Genomic DNA, 17,243 nt, shown 5'->3' with positions numbered 1-17,243 from the left:
TCTTCATAGATTTAAAGGAAGCCTCTGATGCCTACCAGCAACACATTCGGCCCGGAGATAATAGACGATGTCGAAACGCTCGCTGACACTCTGATCGAACGGCTGGAAAAGCGGTTGATCGTGGGGCTGCCACTGGGGCTCGGCAAGGCGAACCACCTGATCAACACCCTCTTTCGGCGCGCCTGTGAAGACTCCAGCATTGATCTGACAATTTTTACCGCACTGACGCTGGAGGCGCCGACCGCCGGCAGCGACTTGCAGCAACGGTTTCTCGGACCGGTTTCCGAGCGGTTGTTCGACGACTACCCGGCACTCGACTACGCCAAGGCCCTGCGCCGTGGAGACCTTCCACCCAACATTACGGTGCGTGACTTCTACTTTCAGGCCGGCACCTGGCTGGGCAGCCCGCTGGCACAGCAGATTTATACATCGATCAACTACACCCAGGCGCTGGATGCCTTGCTGCGCGCCGGCGTCAACCTGATCCTGCAGCTGATCGCTCCCCCTGGCGCCGACAACGCAGGCCGCTACAGCTTGAGCTGCAACCCGGACATCAGCGCCGATTTGCTCGATCGCCGCCGGGCGGGTCAACTCGAGCTGATCAGCGTTGGCCAGATAAACAGCAGACTTCCATTTCTTGGAGGGGAGGCCGACCGGCCAGAGAGCGACTTCGACTACCTGTTAAAAGGCTCCGAGTACGAGTTCCCTTTGTTCAGCCCGCCGCACAAGCCAGTGTCGAATACCGACTACGCCATCGGCCTGCAGGTAGCCAGCCTTGTGCCCGACGGCGGCACACTCCAGATCGGCATCGGCTCCATTGGCGATGCCATTACCCAAGGCTTACTGCTGCGTCAGCAGCGCAATGACGAGTACCGCCAGCTGCTAAAGCCGTTACTAAAAGCTCACGACCCGGCGCAACTGGTGCAATGGGATCGTTTTGAACAAGGTCTCTATGGGGTCACCGAGATGCTGGTAGAGGGCTTTCTCGCACTGATCAAGGCCGACATCATCCGCCGACGCGTCGGAGGCGCCCTGGTGCATAGCGCGTTTTATGTCGGAAGCCCCGTATTCTATCAGTTGCTGGAAGAGCTTCCGCCCGCATCGCGGGCAGGCATCGCGACGATGCCGGTGTCTTTCACCAATGAACTGTACGACAGCACTCCCCTGCGACCCGACGATTCGATGCTGGGACTGGAGGCGGAAAAACGCTCCGCACGTACCGGAGCGCGTTTTATCAACAGTGCCATGATGGTCACTCTCACCGGCGCCGTCATTTCCGACGGCCTGGATGACGGGCGCGTGGTCAGTGGCGTGGGCGGCCAGTACAATTTTGTGGCCCAGGCTTTTGCCCTGCCCGACGCCCGGGCCGTCATCACACTACCCGCCACCCGGACCAAAGCGGGCAAGACCCAATCGAACATCGTCTGGCAATACGACCATACCACCCTGCCTCGCCACCTGCGCGACATCGTCGTGACCGAATACGGAATAGCGGATTTGCGCGATAAAAGCGACGCGGACGTAATTGCCGAGCTGCTAAAAATCGCCGACTCGCGCTTTCAGCCCGAACTGCTGCAGAAGGCGAAAGCTGCGGGCAAACTTCCTCAGAACTACAAGATCCCACCGGCTTGGCGAGACAATACGCCCGGGCGAATCCGCTCGAGCCTCGAGCATAGCGTCCGCGAGAAGCTCCTGCCCGCCTTCCCCCTGGGCAGCGGCCTGACCGAAACGGAGGAGGACCTGGCCCAGGCGCTGTCAAAGCTGGCCCCGCAGGTGGGCAGTTGGCCACGACTGCTGCGCTTGGCGCTCACCGGTCTGCGCCGCCCCGCCTCTGACTCCATGAAGGCCGGGCTCGAGCGTATGGGCCTGAGCCGCCCTCGCAGCGCCAAGGAGCACTTCTACCGCGCCCTGCTGAAGGCTACGCTCAACACCGAGTGAGTGGGGCTGGCGACAGTGGGCAGCCTCAGCAGAAGCCCGCCTCGTCGGGCAAGATCACTGTCAGACCCGGGACAGATCGTTTAGAATGGGGTTTTGTCCCCAGAATTAGCGAGAAGACATGTCTGTCAGCATCAAAAGCCCGGAAGATATCGAGAAAATGCGCATCGCCGGCCGAATGGCGGCGGAAGTGCTGGAAATGATCGAACCCCATGTTCAGCCCGGCGTCACTACCGGCGAGCTGGATCGCCTCTGCCACGAGTACATCGTCAACGAGCAGAAGGCCATTCCCGCCTGCCTGAATTACCGGGGCTTTCCCAAATCGATCTGCACCTCGGTCAACCATGTCGTCTGCCACGGAATTCCCACCGCAAAGAAAGCCCTGAAGAACGGCGACATCCTCAATATCGATGTCACCGTGATCGTCGACGGCTACCACGGGGATACCAGCAAAATGTACTTCGTGGGCAAGCGTCTGCCCCACGCCGAACGCCTGGTGGCAGTGACCCAGGAATGTCTCTATAAAGGCATCGAAATGGTCAAACCGGGGATCAAGCTCGGTGATATCGGCCACGCGATCCAGCAGCATGCTGAAGCCAACCATTACTCGGTGGTGCGCGAGTACTGCGGCCACGGTATCGGCACAGTTTTTCACGAGGAGCCCCAGGTACTGCACTATGGCCGCCCCGACACTGGGCTGGAGCTCAAAGAAGGCATGACCTTTACCATCGAGCCCATGATCAACGCCGGCAAACGCCATACCAAAACCAAACCCGACGGCTGGACGGTAGAAACCAAAGACGGGCGCCTGTCAGCCCAGTGGGAACATACCCTCGCTGTCACCAAAGATGGCGTTGAGGTCTTGACCGCCCGCCAAGAGGAAAGCTTTTAATTATGGATATGGCAGCGGTCCCCTACTTCGAACGGCCCCTGTTCTTTTTTGATCAGAACCGATTCAGACGGGCCCTTGAAGAGAAGCCGATCATCACCGTCTTCAAGGATGCAATCGCCGCTGCCAACCGTCAGTTCGACGCCCGCTTTCGCGAAGGTGAAGACATCCGGGCTCTCATTCACGAACGAGCCCTGTTCGTCGATTGCATGCTCCACTACGCCTGGCATCAGCATCGTTGGCCGTTGGGCATCAGCCTGGAGGCCGTAGGAGGGTATGGCCGCTGCGAACTGCATCCGCACTCGGACATCGACCTGCTACTGCTTACCGGCAACGACAACACCCTGAAACGCTGCCAGAGCCAGATCGAACAGCTTCTGACCTTCCTTTGGGATATCGGCCTGGAAATCGGCCACAGCGTGCGAACCCTGGAAGAATGTGTGGGCTATGCCCGCAACGATATCACCGTCGCCACCAACCTGATGGAATCCCGAACCATCGAAGGCGATGCCTCGCTGCGCATTCAGCTGATGCAGGAGACCGCACCGGACCACCTCTGGCCTGCCGATGACTTTTTCCGGGCCAAGTGGCAGGAACAAATCGATCGCCACCAGAAGTACAACGACACCGAATACAACCTCGAACCCAACATCAAAAACGCCCCCGGCGGGCTGCGCGATATTCAGATGATCAGTTGGGTGGCCAAGCGCTATTTCCAGGTTCGCACCCTGACGCAACTCGAAGGTAAAGGCTTTTTCACAGAAGAGGAGTTCTCGTTGCTGCGAAGCGGTGAAGAGTTTCTCTGGCGGGTCCGCTATGGGCTCCACCTGATTGCCGGACGAGCCGAAGAACGGCTTCTGTTTGACCATCAGCGCGAGCTGGCATCCATGTTCGGGTACCGCGACAACAGTGAAAACCTGGCGGTCGAGCAGTTCATGCACCGCTACTACCGTCTGGTGATGTCTCTTCGAGAATTGAACGACGTGCTTTTACAATTCCTGCACGAGGTGATTCTGCAGCGGGGCAAGAACAAGAACGTCACGGCCCTGAACGAGCGCTTCCAGCTGCGGGATCACTATATCGAGGCGGCCCACATCTATGTGTTCGAGGAGAACCCCTCGGCCCTTCTCGAAATTTTCGTGCTCATGGCCAAGCATCCGGAAATCGAGGGTGTCAGGGCCTCCACCATCCGGCTGCTACGCGAGAGCCGGCACCTGATCGACAATGACTACCGACGCAACCCGAACAATACGCAGCTGTTCCTGGAGCTGTTCAGCCACCCGGCCGGATTGGTAGAACAACTCAAACGCATGTCTCGCTACGGCATCCTGGGCCTGTACCTGCCCGAATTCGGTCAGGTTACCGGCCAGATGCAGCACGACCTTTTCCACATCTATACGGTGGACGCGCACACCCTGAAGGTCATGCAGAACATGTGTGACTTTCTGAAGCCGGGGGCCAAAGAGGACTTCCCCATCGCCGCTCACGTCATGAAGCGACTGCCCAAGCCGGAGCTGCTATACATTGCGGGCCTTTACCACGACATCGCCAAAGGTCGCGGTGGTGACCACTCCACCCTTGGCGCCGTGGATGCTGAAGATTTCTGTGTCCGCCACGGCTTGTCACCCCGGGAAACCCGGCTGGTGTGCTGGCTGGTCGAACAACACTTACTGATGTCCACCGTGGCACAGAAGCAGGACATTTCCGACCCCGACGTAATTCATGACTTCGCCCTGCGAATGGGTGACCAACAGCGCCTCGACTATCTGTACAACCTGACGGTGGCGGACATCAATGGTACCAACAAGGAGCTGTGGAACACCTGGCGCGCCAGTCTGATGCGTCAGCTGTACCTCGAAACCAAGCGCGCCCTGCGCCGGGGTCTGGAAAACAATATCGACAAACACGAGCTGATCGAGGAAACCCAGCAGTCCGCCCTGCGCAAGCTTGAGCGCAAGGGTATCGATGCTGCCACGGCCTGGAATCTATGGGCGGAGATGGGCGAAGAATATTTTATGCGCGAAACGGCGCTGGACATCGCCTGGCACAGCGAGGCGATGATCCAGCACCGCGCTGACACGCCCCTGATTCTGATCAAAAAGACCACCAACCGGGAGCTGGAAGGGGCCACGCAGATTTTTGTGCGCAGCAAGGGACGCAAGAACGTTTTCGCTGCGGTGGCGACGGCGCTGGATCAGTTGAACCTGAACATTCAGGATGCCCGAATCTATAATTCGGACAGTGGCTATACGGTGGATACGTTCTTTGTCCTGAATCAGGATGGTGAGCCACTGGGTGATGACCCGAAGGTGTTGAAGCGCATTCAGGATGCGCTGCTGGATGAGCTACGACTGGTGGATGATTACTCGGAGGTGATCAGCCGCCGGACACCGCGCCGGATGAAGCATTTTACGATGCCAACACGCACGAGTCTGAGCAATGACATGCTCAGCGGTTATACCGTGCTGGAGGTGATCAGTCCGGACCGGCCGGGGCTGCTGGCGTGTATTGGCCGGGTGTTTCTGCAGTTTGATGTGATGCTGCAAAATGCCAAAATTGCGACGCTGGGCGAGCGGGTTGAGGATGTGTTTTTCATTACGGACAACGATGGTGAGCCCTTGAGCGATCCAGAATTGTGTGAGGCGCTCCAACGGGAAATTTGCGAGCAGCTGGATAAGCGCGCGACCAAAACGTCTTCTTCCGTTGTGAACCTTTAAAGCTTGCGATCTGGTGGTCATGTTGTGGTCCGGTAGTTGGAGGGTATACCGTTAAGAGACCCGCCGTGAATACATCCCTGTAGGCTTCTCATCGGCATCCATGCCTCAGAGAGTCTCTTAACGGTATACCCTCCAACTACCTCAGTGCCAGCGAATGTCCGTGTGTATGTAGGTAGGGTGCGGTAAGGCCGAAGGCCGCCACCCACCATCTCATTCCGACTACTATTCGGGTAGAGCGTGTCGGGTGAAGCGTGGCACCGAGGCCGGCGATGGGGCATACCCCTTGGAGACTCTCTGAGGCATGGATGCCGATGAGAAGCCCCCAGGGATGGGTTCACGGCGGGTCTCCAAGGGGTATGCCCCATCGCCGGCCGGACTCAAACGCAACCACCAAAGCAGACCGGACTTTCAGAAACCACAAAACTCAATCAAGAACCAGATAACCAATGAATCCAGACCTGAACCTACTCCACCCCTACCCGTTCGAAAAACTGGCCCAATTGAAAGCCGGCATCGAACCGCCCGCGGGCCTGGCCCATATTGCACTCTCCATCGGAGAGCCCAAACACGAGCCGCCGCAGTTCGTGCTGGAGACTCTGAGCCGAAACCTCAACCGCGTCTCCAACTACCCGGCCACCAAAGGCCTGCCCGAGCTGCGCCAAGCCATCGCGCGATGGGCAACTGAACGCTTTCAATTGGCCGGGAATGAGCTAGACCCGGAAACCCAGGTTCTTCCCGTGAACGGCACCCGGGAGGCGCTGTTCGCGTTTGCGCAAGCGATTGTCGACCGCACCGCAGAGAGGCCTCTGGTAGTCAGCCCCAACCCCTTTTATCAAATATACGAGGGCGCCGCTTTACTGGCAGGCGCCGACATTGCCTTTTTGAACTGCACCGCCGAGAACGGCTACATCCCGAACTTCTCCGAGGTGGACCCGACCATTTGGCGCGACTGCCAGCTGCTGTACCTCTGCTCCCCCGGCAACCCCACCGGCGCCGTACTGACGTTGGAACACTGGCGGGTGCTTCTCGACCTGGCCGATCAATACGACTTCGTCATCGCCTCGGACGAGTGCTACTCGGAGCTCTATTTCGATGAAGCCGAACCGCCCATGGGCCTGCTACAGGCGTGCCGGGCGCTGGGGCGGAGGGATTTCAGCCGCTGTGTGGTCTTTCACAGCCTTTCCAAGCGCTCGAACCTGCCGGGCCTGCGCTCGGGCTTTGTGGCCGGGGATGCGGCGGTGTTGGCAGAGTTTCTGCGTTACCGCACCTACCACGGCTGCGCCATGCCGGTGCCTTCTCAGTTGGCAAGTATCGCGGCCTGGGAGGATGAGGTGCACGTGAGGGCGAACCGGACGTTATATCGGCAGAAGTTTGATGCGGTACTGAAAATCCTGGACGGTTGCCTGGAAGTTGAGAAGCCGGAGGCAGGGTTTTACCTTTGGCCGCGCACGCCAATGGATAGCGAGACCTTTGCCCGCGAACTTTTCGCCCAACAGAACATCACAGTGCTACCGGGCAATTACCTCGCCCGCGCCACTGACGTCGGCAATCCCGGGGAGCATCACGTCCGCATGGCTCTGGTGGCGTCTCTCGAAGAATGTATCGAGGCGGCCAAGCGTATTAGAGTGTTTATGGAACAGTTCTGAAAGTCCAGTGGTAGCTGGATGTCCGGTGATGCTGGTGGGAACACTGATCAAAGACCCGCCGTGAATACATCCCTGTAGGCTTCTCATCGGCATCCATGCCTCAGAGAGTCTTTGATCAGTGTTCCCACCAGCACCACCTCCGTGCCAATAGGTCGTTGTTCAGGACCACAAAGTGATTCGATGGCACGGAGGCGAGCGGAGGAGGGAATACCAGTTGGAGACTCTCTGAGGCATGGATGCCGATGAGAAGCCCCCATGGACGGGTTCACGGCGGGTCTCCAACTGGTATTCCCTCCTCCGCTCGCCGGACTCAACACTGACATAAACCCAAACATCGAAGCTTAAAAGACCTTCAAAGACAAGTACCAACCCATGACCGAACCGAAGAACCTCAAGAAAGCCGAAAGAGTCGAATTCATCCTGAACCGACTCCAGGAACTCTACCCCGAGCCGCCAATACCGCTCGACCACAAAGACCCCTACACCCTACTCGTCGCCGTACTACTATCGGCCCAATGCACCGACGAACGCGTCAACCAGGTTACCCCACACCTGTGGAAACTCGCCGACAACCCACACGACATGGCCAAAGTCCCCGTCGAAGATATTCAAGCCATCATCCGACCCTGCGGCCTCTCACCGCAAAAGGCCAGAGCCATCTCCAAGCTGTCACAGATACTCATTGACGACTACCAGGGCGAAGTCCCCGACGACATCAACGAACTGGAAAAGCTCCCCGGCGTTGGCCATAAAACCGCCAGCGTCGTCATGAGCCAGGCCTTCGGGCAGCCTGCCTTCCCGGTTGACACCCATATCCACCGACTCGCCCAGCGCTGGGGATTGACCAACGGCAAAAACGTCACCCAAACCGAAAAAGACCTCAAACGCCTCTTTCCCAAATCCGCGTGGAACGCCCTGCACCTGCAAATCATCTATTACGGCAGGGAGCACTGTTCCGCACGTCGCTGCGATGGTACCGTATGCGACATCTGCCGCACTTGCTACCCGGCCAGAAAGCGGCCCAAGCAAGTCCGTAAAGCGTGAGAATCCAGCAACCCTCACCATCACCCACAGCGCCAGGACCAAACCGATGATCGCCCTGCTCAAACACCTTCACATAACATTCGCTCTGCTGTCCTTTCTCGGGTTCTTCCTGCGGGGCATCTGGATGATCAAGGGCTCATCACTGCTGAAGCGCAAACCCGTCAAAGTGCTGCCCCACATCAACGACACCCTGCTGCTGGTAAGCGCCATCGCATTGGCGGTCGTGATCGGCTATTCGCCCATGCAGCACGGCTGGCTACTCACCAAGATTGTCGCCCTCTTTGTCTATATTGGCTTGGGGGTTCTGGCTTTTCGCCACCCGAAGCGACCTGTACGCATCGGCGCTTGGGTGACAGCGTTGGTCGTGTTTCTATACATTGTCAGTGTCGCTTTCAGTAAAGACCCACTGGGCTTCTTTTACCCGATCACCTAACGAGCACGTTACCTTGGCCCAAACCACGCCCAACTCGTCGAAAAGGCTGATTCTCTTCGGCATTCTCTTTGTGGTGCTGACCATCGCCGGACTCTACTCGGTCTACGGCCAATTTGCCGGCCGGGAAGTGCGGTTTGACACCCGGCTTGTGCAGCCTTGGGTTCTACTGGCTTTGGCGGCGTTACTCACGGTTTATTACGTTTCTGACGCCTTGCGGCTGGGGTATACCTTGCAGGCTCTGGGACATCGTCTGCCGTTTCGAAAACTCCTGTCACTGGTTTTCATCAATCTGTTTTTCTCCAACATAACGCCCATGGCAACCGGCGGCGGGTTTGCCCAGATCTGGTTCCTCCAACGCGAGGGCATTCCCATCGGGCACGCCACGGCCGCCACAACCATGCGCACGCTGCTGGCCGTTGCGTTTATCTTTTCCCTGACGCCGGTGGCGCTGATTGCCCTGCCCATGTTCAACGGTGACTGGTTACCGGGCAACCTTGCCATAGCGCTGGCGCTGTTCATTGCCGGCTACCTGGGGTTTTTCACCGTAGTGATCTTTCGAACCCGCTGGCTGATTGCACCCTTGAGCCGGTTGCTGCACTGTCTACACCGTTGGCACCTTCTCAGTGACCAGCGCCATCAGCGCTGGCAATACAAGGCGCGCAGAGAAATGCTGCGGTTCGCCCAGGCCTTTGGGGAATATTGGTCCGGGAGTCATCGGGCCGTTTTCCTGTCCGTGTTTTTTACCGCGGTTTTCCTATTGAGCCTGTTCAGCTTTCCCGCCTTGTTGCTGCTCGCGCTCGACTATTCCGTCAACTATCTCACCACCCTTGCGTTGCTCCTCATAACCACCTTCATCATGTACTTTTCCCCCACGCCAGGAGCTTCCGGTATCTCTGAAGGCGTGTTTGGTCACTTCTTTCGTAACCTGGTCAGTGGCCCCCACCTCCTGTTGGTGACCCTCGCCTGGCGATTACTGACCATTTACCTGGGTATGTTGATCGGGTTGATCATTTTCCGTCGAACCCTGGCCCGGGAGTTGTTGACTGAGCGCCCGAAAGGAAACGTGCCATGAGCCGAACGCCTCTACTCAAGTGGCTGTTTTATCTGAACCTGCTGATCATCGCGTTCCTGGTAGGCTATAAACTGTACCTGAACATTTCCAACCCGGAGTTCAGCAGCGTCCACGTCGAGCAACTGAGTGAGCTCCAGCAGCGTATCGACAACCCTGACGAGTATCAGTTTGCCGTTGTTGGCAATATCAACAACTCCGTGGGCGTGTTCGAAAACCGGATTATTCCCACTCTGAACCAATCGGGAGTGGACTTTCTGGTCTCCGCGGGCAATGCCATCAGCAGTGGTGGGGAAGACAAATACCGGGCGCTCTACGGTTCACTCAGCCACTTGGATATTCCCTTCCTCCTGACCTTCGGGGAACAAGAGTACGAAGACTTTGGCAGCTTTCGCTTCTACGAGCACTTTGGACCCTACTTTTACAACTTCAGCCTCGGGCAAAGTCAGTTCATTTTTCTCGACAGCACCGGTAAAACGCCCTGGCGCTGGCAAATAGAATGGTTGAAGGGGCTTTTGAGTGACACCCGACAGGGCCCGGTCTTCCTGTTCATCAATCATCCTCTCAAGAAAATTGAGCACGACCTGCTGTTTGACCGCGAGGACCATTACCTGCCGGATTCCCCTTTTCGGGATGCCTTGTTGACGCTGATAGAGCAGCATAATGTTACGGCGGTGTTTTCGGCCAACCTGCCGGTATTCTCCCGGCAACTCGATGACGACACTCTCTTTATCACCACCGGCGGCGCGGGTGGGCTGGTCCTGAACGACGACACCAGCTTTTACCACTACGTCAAAGTGACGGTAAACGGAGATCAGGTGCAGACCGAACTGGAGCCACTGGAGATTGGCCAACACCCGGCGTGGAGAACCCTGGAGAGCCTGTGGTTCTTCATCTACTCACTGTTCTATGTCGGCTACATCAATTTTATTATTCTGGTCAGCCTGTTTATGGTAGTCGGCATCAAGCTGCACCAGAAGGTTTTCGTCGGGCGGGATTACTACCCGAACTTCGACCTGGACCCCACGCCTTGGGAAAATCAACCGCTGAAAGTGGCGATGTTCACCAACAACTACCTGCCCTTCATCGGCGGAGTGCCCCTGTCCATCGAACGCCTGCGCCGCGGCTTACAAACACTCAAAGACTCGGTACTGATCGTCGCCCCCCGCTACAAAGAACAGGACCCGGAGGAGCAGCAGGTACTCCGGGTTCCCTCGCTCTTCGCCATGGGCGTTCGCGGCGAATTCCGGCTGGCCAACATTTTTCTTCGCCGCATTCGCCGGCGGGTTAAAGACTACCGGCCCGACATCATTCACCTCCACCACCCCATCTGGATGGGCTCGCTCGGCCTTTGGATTGCCCACCGGCTGCACATTCCGGCGGTCTATACCTATCACACCCGGCTGGAACACTACGCACACTTTGTACCACTACCTGGCGCGCTGTTCCGCAACCTGATTTCTCATGCCCTGATCAAGCACTTCGCCAACCGTTGCAGCGGCGTCATCGTGCCCACCAATTCGGCGGAAGACTACCTGCGCATGATCGGGGTCAAGACCTCCATCTTTGTGCAGCCCACCGGGATCGACTACGAGCGCTTTCAGAATCTCGACCCTGCCCGGCTGGAAGAGCGACGCACGCACTTCGCCCTGAGAGGAAAGCGAGTCCTGATCAGCGTTTCCCGGCTCTCCACGGAGAAGAACATCGACTTTTTGCTCGACGCCATGGCTGAACTGAAGGCTCGACAGGTGTCGCCTTTCCACTTGCTGATCATCGGCGATGGCCACGAACGCCACCGCCTCCAGCAGCGCATTGAACAGGAAGGCCTGAATGACTGCGTGACGCTGGTCGGGTCCGTTCCGCCGGATGAAATGCCGCTTTACTACCGTTTGGGAGACCTGTTTGTGTTCGCCTCGAAGTCGGAAACCCAGGGAATGGTCATTCTCGAAGCCATGGCGGCACAGTTGCCGGTCGTGGCGGTTCGCTCCAGCGGTATCGATGACGTCATCATCGAGGGAGAAAATGGCTACAAAACGCCGGAAAACCTGGATGTCTGGTGTCGCCAGGTAGCGACCATACTGGAGGATGAGCAACACCGGAAAACTCTGGCTGAACAGGCGCAGCAGTTTGCCCAGCACCATTCCACCGACGCCTTTGCCCAGAATGTTCACCGTATTTACAGCTGGCTGCTGGCGGCCCACCATCAGGAGGGTGAGTCTAACCAATGGTAGCAATCGATGCTTTTTACACCGAAACCTTCTAAGATTCAGAGAATTAGACCGTTTTCTAATAAAAGGCACCAGGTTGGCGCACGATTGTTGACCCTGTCGTGTAAATAATTTATACGTAGTATCAAGCAGTAAAAAAAATTCATAACAACCCACTGGCGCAGCTATGAAAAAGTTATTACTCCTTATCGGTTTAATGGTCTGCCTCCCGGCGACTGCTTGTGACGAAGACTGCAAGCGGCAAAAAGCAATGGAGGAGCATGACGTCCAATTCCCCAGTTACCTGACGGCAAACTACTGCCAGGATACCAGCGTAACTTTCCTGTTGAGGGCGCGCGAGAGCTTACAGACGTATCGGGATGGTCAGCTCTCAAGCGGGCATAAAGGGGGGATGCGCAACATCAGTAACTTCCTGAAGCAGCGCAAGCAGTGGTTGGTGGAGTGCGATGAGTACCTGGCGCTGACCGGCCAGGGCCGCGTCTTCCGCAACGAAGCCACCACCCAGGCCATAGTCGCGGCTATTGATTCAGCCATCCAGGAGCTCGACCGCCTGGTGGCCAGTGGCGGCGGCATTCATGTCGCAGAATCCCAGGCGGAAATTGCCGGCCAGCGGCTAGACCAGTTGTTTACTGCCGTCGACACCCACCGCACAGATCTGCAACTGCGCGGTCAGTTGGTCATCCGCTAGCTGGGCTTCTTTAAAGACAGCTTCGCTCTGGCCGGGCGGTCCTTGCGCTGCTCGGCAAACAGCTTCGCTCTTTCCTCCGCCTGTTTGGCCCGGCGATTGACCGTCGTCGGGCGCGCAGAGGCAGCCCGCCCGGCCCCAGACCCCGCCGCCGAAGCCAGCGCATTCATCCCCGACCGCAACAGGCGGGCCTGTTCAGCGAAACTCAATTCGGGGGGGTAGTTGGCGGGTGAAACCCCGGTCGGATTGCGGGCATCCCCCTCCACTTCCAGTTGAAAGCCACAGGGATGCTTGGCCCGACCAAGCCCGACATCGACGTCCCAATCATCAAAATTCAAAGGGTCCATGATTTTACGCTCCTGAGGGCCATCCCTCTCATTTCATGACGACTTGGCGGTAGCGCGGCGCTGACGCGCCGGCGGCTCAGCGCCAATATGCACTTCATTGCGCTGGCGGGCCAGTTCAATCTGTTTCTGACGTTCGGCAAAGCGGGCTTTCTGGTCCTGAGTCAGGTTGTGGTAGCACTTGGGACAGCTCACGCCTTTCATATACAGCGCCGAGGCCTTGTCTTCCTCGGTAATCGGGTGACGGCAACCATGACACTGGTCATAAGACCCGGGTTCCAAATTCTGGTTCACCGCTACGCGGTTGTCGAATACAAAACACTCCCCGCGCCACAGGCTTTGCTCCGCGGGCACCTCTTCCAGATATTTGAGAATGCCGCCCTGAAGGTGATACACCTCCTCAAAACCCTGCTCTCTCATATAGGCGGTCGCTTTTTCACAACGGATGCCGCCGGTACAGAACATGGCCACTTTTTTGTGTTTGCCGGGATCGAGGTGCTGGCGGACATAGTCGGGAAACTCTCTGAACGTTTCCGTCTCGGGATCCAACGCCCGCTCAAAGCTGCCGATGGCGTATTCGTAATGGTTTCGGGTATCTACCACCAACACGTCCGGGTCACTGATCAGGCGGTTCCAGTCTTTGGGGGCGACATAGGTCCCCACGGTATGGCGGGGGTCAATTCCATCCACGCCCATGGTCACAATCTCTTTCTTAAGCTTGACCTTCATCCGGTAGAACGGCTGCTCGTCTGCGGGCGATTCCTTGTGCTCAAGGCCTTCCAGGCGCTCGTCAGCTTGCAAATATGCCAACAGACCGTCAATGCCTTCACGTGAGCCGGCGACGGTACCGTTGATGCCCTCGTGAGCGAGCAGCAGGGTGCCCTTGAGCTCCAGCTCAACGCACTTGTCCTTCAGCGGACCACTGATCTCCCGATAATCCGGCAGGGACACAAACTTGTACAGGGCGGCAACAACGACACTCATAAAACGACCGGAACCTCGGCATGACGGGGAAAGCGCGCATTATAAACGCTTAAATTTTGTACAGCCACTATCAATTTGCCTCCCCTTTCCCGCCACCCAGGCAAGCTGGGGAACCGGGCACCGATTGGGGCCCCACCCACTCTTCCGGGCTGTAGGTATGCAACGCCAGGGCATGTACGGGTCCGGCCAACTCCGCAGAAAGGGCGCCATATACGGCCTGGTGGCGCTGCACCTGTCGCTTGCCGGTAAAGGCCCCGCACACCAACACCACCTTGAAGTGGCTTTCGGACCCGGGAGGCACATTGTGCTGATGGCTCTCGTTGTGCACCTCCAGGTGCGAGGGCTCAAAAGTTTCGGTCAACTTGGTCGTTATTGACGCTTCGATCGGTTTCATTACGTTACTCCAAAAAACTGTCGGCATTTTACCCGGGGCGGTCTACACTGTGTTGACCTAGCGCAAAAAAATCAAAACTGGCATCGCAATGCACCATCAACACCGAATTTTTGTCGACCGACGACGGGGGCGAGAACGGCGCCTTGAACGGGACCCCTGCGCCCAGATGCCGTTGGACCTGTACCATCGCAAACGCCGAAAATCCAGGGACAGGCGCGCCACCGGGCGATCGTTGGAGCAGGATTACTATGCCTATTTCGCGGAAAACACCCCCTATTCAAACCACTGAATCCAGAGCGCGCAAGACATCTGAGGTCACCGGGTACACGGGGTAGTGCCTGAAGAAGTCATCCAGGTCGAATTTTTCGAGTACCCGATCGCTGTAGTCCCGGTGCCGCGCTCGCGCGGCATCAAAACCACGGAACTGCAACTGCTGTAGGCATTCCGGGCAAACCCGCCAGGGCCAGGGGTCAGGCGGGGGCAATGCCGTGGCGACCATCACCCGAACATCGGGCGCCGCCCGGCGGACCGCCCGAAGGCTTCGGCAGTCCGCCAGATGGTAACAGGGCGCGGTCCATCCGGAGTCGGCGTCGCTCCCCCTGGCCACCTCAACCACGCTGGTCTCATCGATCCACAGCAACACCCGGCTGTTCTTGTACGCCAGGGTATAGTCGTGCAGGCAGCGCAACTGAGCCCAGCCCAGCCGCAGCCCCAAGGCCAGTTGCTCGCGCTCGGCGGCCGTCAGATGCAACTTGGGGTCGAAGAACTCGAACGCCCCGAGCTGATCCGCCCCCATCACCTCCCGCAACCGGTTGAAGGGCTCGAACTGGAGAAAATCCGGGAGTTTCAAAAGGACTCCTCTTTCAATAACCCCTCAATGCGCGACTCGGCGTCTGTACGCAACCGAAACTCCACCCGGCGCGAGCGCACAGGATCCTCGACGCCATTGTCTACCACCGGTTTGGACGAAGATAAGCCGTTGGCGGTCAAGTGGGCCTTGATCCAGCCTCGCTCGTCGCTCACCTCGGGCAGGGACAACAGATACGCCAGGGTGGTTCGGGTCCGGGCCTGGGACAGCGCCATGTTGCGGATGTAGGCTTCACGTTCCGGAAGCGTGCCCCAGTCACTGGACGTGTGGCCCTCGATTCGCACCTCAAGGATATCCTCCCGGTACTTCGGGGAGGTGATGATGTTCAGATAGCGGGGAAAGAAGTCCTCGAGAATCTCACGAAAAGCGGGCCTGAGGGTGTCCTCTCCCTGCGGGAAAAGCACTTCGGTATCGTAGAAACGCAAGCTCAGGTCCCGGTTAAGCTCCGCCCCCCAGCGCGGCAGGTCTTGTTCGAACTCCTCGTACAAGTCCTCGTAAAGCTGGGTCCGCAGTCGGTCATACAGCACCGCCACATCGCGGATTTTGCGGCTCTCAATCTCCAACTGGACCATGTACACCACGGCGATCAGGAGAAACACCATCATCAAGCCACCCATCAGGTCACTGACAGAGACCCAGTGCTCCTCGTGCTCTACCTCATGGTTGGCCCGGGGTGCGAGCGGATTCTGCTTGTCGGGCGTTTTTGTCATGAGTCTGTTCTTGATGCTTCCGACGCTTGCACAAGCGCGCGCAGGCGGTCGGTCAGAGGCGCATAGTCGTTGACAAATTTCTCGGACAGGGACGTCAGTTGATAACCGAACGTGGTGAGTGCTTTGGTCAGCTCATTTTCCAGAGCCTGGTCGAGCTGCTCGAGTTGTTCACCCGTGCGCTGAACCAGGGTTTCCACCTGCCGGTGCATCCCCTGCTGGGACTGCGACAGGCTGTCGGCCATGTTGCGGTGCACTTCGGCGGAGGTATCCCGCAACGCGCGCGAGGCTTCATCCAGCACCTGGCTGAGTTGTTGCTGATTGCGGGTGACACTCTCGGCCAACTGATCAGTCAGGGCATCCACGCGCCCCTCCAGCGATGGTAGTCCCGCCGCAGCCTTGTCAGCCACCGAGGCCAACTGGGAAAGATACTGATCGAGCCCCTGGGATTGAGCCTGCAAGGCTTCCATCAGCCCCCCCATCGATTCAGAGACCTGGTTGAACACCTCAGAGTGGGTCACCACTTTCTCATAGGCACGGCTGGCTCTATCAAGCAGCTCACCGTTGGATTGCTGGGTCACCAGCAGTTCCTGCAATTCGGTTTTGTAGTTTTGCTGCCAGAGCAGCATGTTGCCCACGGCTTCGTTGAGCTTTTTGAAATTCTCGCCGTACTGGACGTCAATCTGAGCATTGAAATCCGTCAGCACCGTTTCCAGAACCTGGGTCAGCGCCCGGGTATTGGCATCGGTCATGTCGCTCTGGTATTGCTCAAGCGAGCGTTTAAGCCCGGCCATTTCCTCATGTTGTTCCCGACGCAGGCCCTGAACCGCGCTGTGAAGCCCCCCCGCTTCCGGGTCCGAGAGAGAACGGTGGATATCCGATAGCAGGTTTGCCAAGTCATCCACCGTCGCCGCTTCGTAGCTGGACTGACGGCGGTGTTGACGCAGCGTGGTCCCCAGGTGCCGGAACTTGACCAGAAGCGCGCCGAGCAACCCGGCAATGGAAGTCCAGAACGCTGTTCGAAGCCCCCCGATCAGGCCGGGTACACTCGATTGGATGTCAGACGTATCAAACTCCAGCAACCCCATCGCCACCCCGATAAAGGTGCCGAAGATACCGGTACTGGTCAGGATCGTGGGGGCGTGAACCGCGCTCTGGGAGGAGTAACCCGGGCCGATGAAGTAAACCGTCATCAGGGCGATCAGCCCCATCAGCACCAGAGAGAGTGTGGAAAAGTCGTTCAGAAAGTCCATAGGGGCCTGAATCAGAATGCCGTTACGGCGTTATAAACGGCCCCGAG

16 protein-coding genes are annotated in these 17,243 nt (G+C 57.9%); 10 read left to right on the top strand and 6 right to left on the bottom strand.

Annotation, left to right across the window (positions count from 1 at the left end; genetic code table 11):
• Window positions 1-27: 27 nt before the first annotated feature.
• From G547_RS0104990 to G547_RS23335, 9 genes are all read left to right on the top strand, one after another.
• The gene (locus G547_RS0104990; protein ID WP_051234836.1) at window positions 28-1,938 is read left to right on the top strand and encodes an acetyl-CoA hydrolase/transferase C-terminal domain-containing protein; all 1,911 of its coding nucleotides are present in this window, start codon (window positions 28-30) and stop codon (window positions 1,936-1,938) included.
• A gap of 118 nt (window positions 1,939-2,056) precedes the next feature.
• On the top strand, window positions 2,057-2,827 hold the full coding sequence (gene map, locus G547_RS0104985; RefSeq protein ID WP_027328893.1) for a type I methionyl aminopeptidase: 771 nt from the start codon (window positions 2,057-2,059) through the stop codon (window positions 2,825-2,827).
• A 2-nt stretch (window positions 2,828-2,829) separates the two neighbouring features.
• On the top strand, window positions 2,830-5,541 hold the full coding sequence (locus G547_RS20205; RefSeq protein ID WP_036187077.1) for a [protein-PII] uridylyltransferase: 2,712 nt from the start codon (window positions 2,830-2,832) through the stop codon (window positions 5,539-5,541).
• Window positions 5,542-5,987: 446 nt separating this feature from the next.
• Entirely contained in the window at window positions 5,988-7,187 is a 1,200-nt protein-coding gene (dapC, locus tag G547_RS0104975) for a succinyldiaminopimelate transaminase (RefSeq protein ID WP_027328892.1), read from the top strand.
• 372 nt (window positions 7,188-7,559) lie between these two features.
• Window positions 7,560-8,231 (top strand): endonuclease III, encoded by a 672-nt coding sequence (nth, locus tag G547_RS0104970; protein ID WP_027328891.1) that lies wholly within the window; start codon window positions 7,560-7,562, stop codon window positions 8,229-8,231.
• A 46-nt stretch (window positions 8,232-8,277) separates the two neighbouring features.
• Window positions 8,278-8,664 carry a SirB2 family protein gene (locus G547_RS0104965; protein ID WP_027328890.1) on the top strand — a complete coding sequence of 129 codons (387 nt, stop codon included), beginning with the start codon at window positions 8,278-8,280 and terminating at the stop codon, window positions 8,662-8,664.
• Between the two features lie 13 nt (window positions 8,665-8,677).
• Window positions 8,678-9,736, top strand: coding sequence for a lysylphosphatidylglycerol synthase transmembrane domain-containing protein (locus G547_RS0104960; RefSeq protein ID WP_027328889.1), 1,059 nt, complete (start codon window positions 8,678-8,680; stop codon window positions 9,734-9,736).
• On the top strand, window positions 9,733-11,964 hold the full coding sequence (locus G547_RS0104955; protein ID WP_027328888.1) for a glycosyltransferase: 2,232 nt from the start codon (window positions 9,733-9,735) through the stop codon (window positions 11,962-11,964). Before G547_RS0104960 ends, G547_RS0104955 begins: the two co-directional genes overlap by 4 nt.
• A gap of 163 nt (window positions 11,965-12,127) precedes the next feature.
• A complete protein-coding gene (locus G547_RS23335; protein WP_027328887.1) occupies window positions 12,128-12,649 on the top strand; it encodes a hypothetical protein in 522 nt (173 codons plus the stop codon).
• Here the strand turns inward: G547_RS23335 and G547_RS22515 are convergent.
• The 3 genes from G547_RS22515 to G547_RS0104935 all read right to left on the bottom strand — a co-directional run bounded on the left by G547_RS22515 (window position 12,646) and on the right by G547_RS0104935 (window position 14,368).
• On the bottom strand, window positions 12,646-12,993 hold the full coding sequence (locus G547_RS22515) for a hypothetical protein (protein ID WP_051234832.1): 348 nt from the start codon (window positions 12,991-12,993) through the stop codon (window positions 12,646-12,648). The two genes, G547_RS23335 and G547_RS22515, sit on opposite strands and share 4 nt — an antisense overlap.
• A 33-nt stretch (window positions 12,994-13,026) precedes the next feature.
• Window positions 13,027-13,974, bottom strand: a complete 948-nt coding sequence (gene trhO, locus G547_RS0104940) for an oxygen-dependent tRNA uridine(34) hydroxylase TrhO (RefSeq protein WP_027328886.1) — start codon at window positions 13,972-13,974, stop codon at window positions 13,027-13,029.
• A gap of 70 nt (window positions 13,975-14,044) precedes the next feature.
• Window positions 14,045-14,368: a BolA/IbaG family iron-sulfur metabolism protein gene (locus G547_RS0104935; RefSeq protein ID WP_027328885.1), complete on the bottom strand. Its 324-nt coding sequence runs from the start codon at window positions 14,366-14,368 to the stop codon at window positions 14,045-14,047.
• A gap of 88 nt (window positions 14,369-14,456) precedes the next feature.
• Here G547_RS0104935 and G547_RS23330 point away from each other — a divergent pair, with 88 nt between their 5' ends.
• Complete coding sequence (locus G547_RS23330; protein WP_157209788.1) at window positions 14,457-14,657, top strand: hypothetical protein; 201 nt, start codon at window positions 14,457-14,459, stop codon at window positions 14,655-14,657.
• Here G547_RS23330 and G547_RS0104930 read toward each other — a convergent pair.
• Genes G547_RS0104930 through G547_RS0104920 form a run of 3 tightly spaced genes read right to left on the bottom strand, consistent with a single transcriptional unit; the run spans window position 14,646 to window position 17,196 of the window.
• Window positions 14,646-15,218, bottom strand: coding sequence for a hypothetical protein (locus G547_RS0104930; protein WP_027328884.1), 573 nt, complete (start codon window positions 15,216-15,218; stop codon window positions 14,646-14,648). The two genes, G547_RS23330 and G547_RS0104930, sit on opposite strands and share 12 nt — an antisense overlap.
• Window positions 15,215-15,946: an OmpA family protein gene (locus G547_RS20195; protein WP_051234830.1), complete on the bottom strand. Its 732-nt coding sequence runs from the start codon at window positions 15,944-15,946 to the stop codon at window positions 15,215-15,217. Before G547_RS20195 ends, G547_RS0104930 begins: the two co-directional genes overlap by 4 nt.
• The gene (locus G547_RS0104920) at window positions 15,943-17,196 is read right to left on the bottom strand and encodes a hypothetical protein (RefSeq protein ID WP_027328883.1); all 1,254 of its coding nucleotides are present in this window, start codon (window positions 17,194-17,196) and stop codon (window positions 15,943-15,945) included. Before G547_RS0104920 ends, G547_RS20195 begins: the two co-directional genes overlap by 4 nt.
• Between the last annotated feature and the right edge of the window lie 47 nt (window positions 17,197-17,243).

Origin of the sequence: Marinimicrobium agarilyticum DSM 16975 (assembly GCF_000423345.1) — a bacterium.
Classification (GTDB): domain Bacteria; phylum Pseudomonadota; class Gammaproteobacteria; order Pseudomonadales; family Cellvibrionaceae; genus Marinimicrobium; species Marinimicrobium agarilyticum.
Note: the sequence above shows the minus strand (reverse complement) of the source record. Positions and strands in the feature narration are given on the sequence as shown.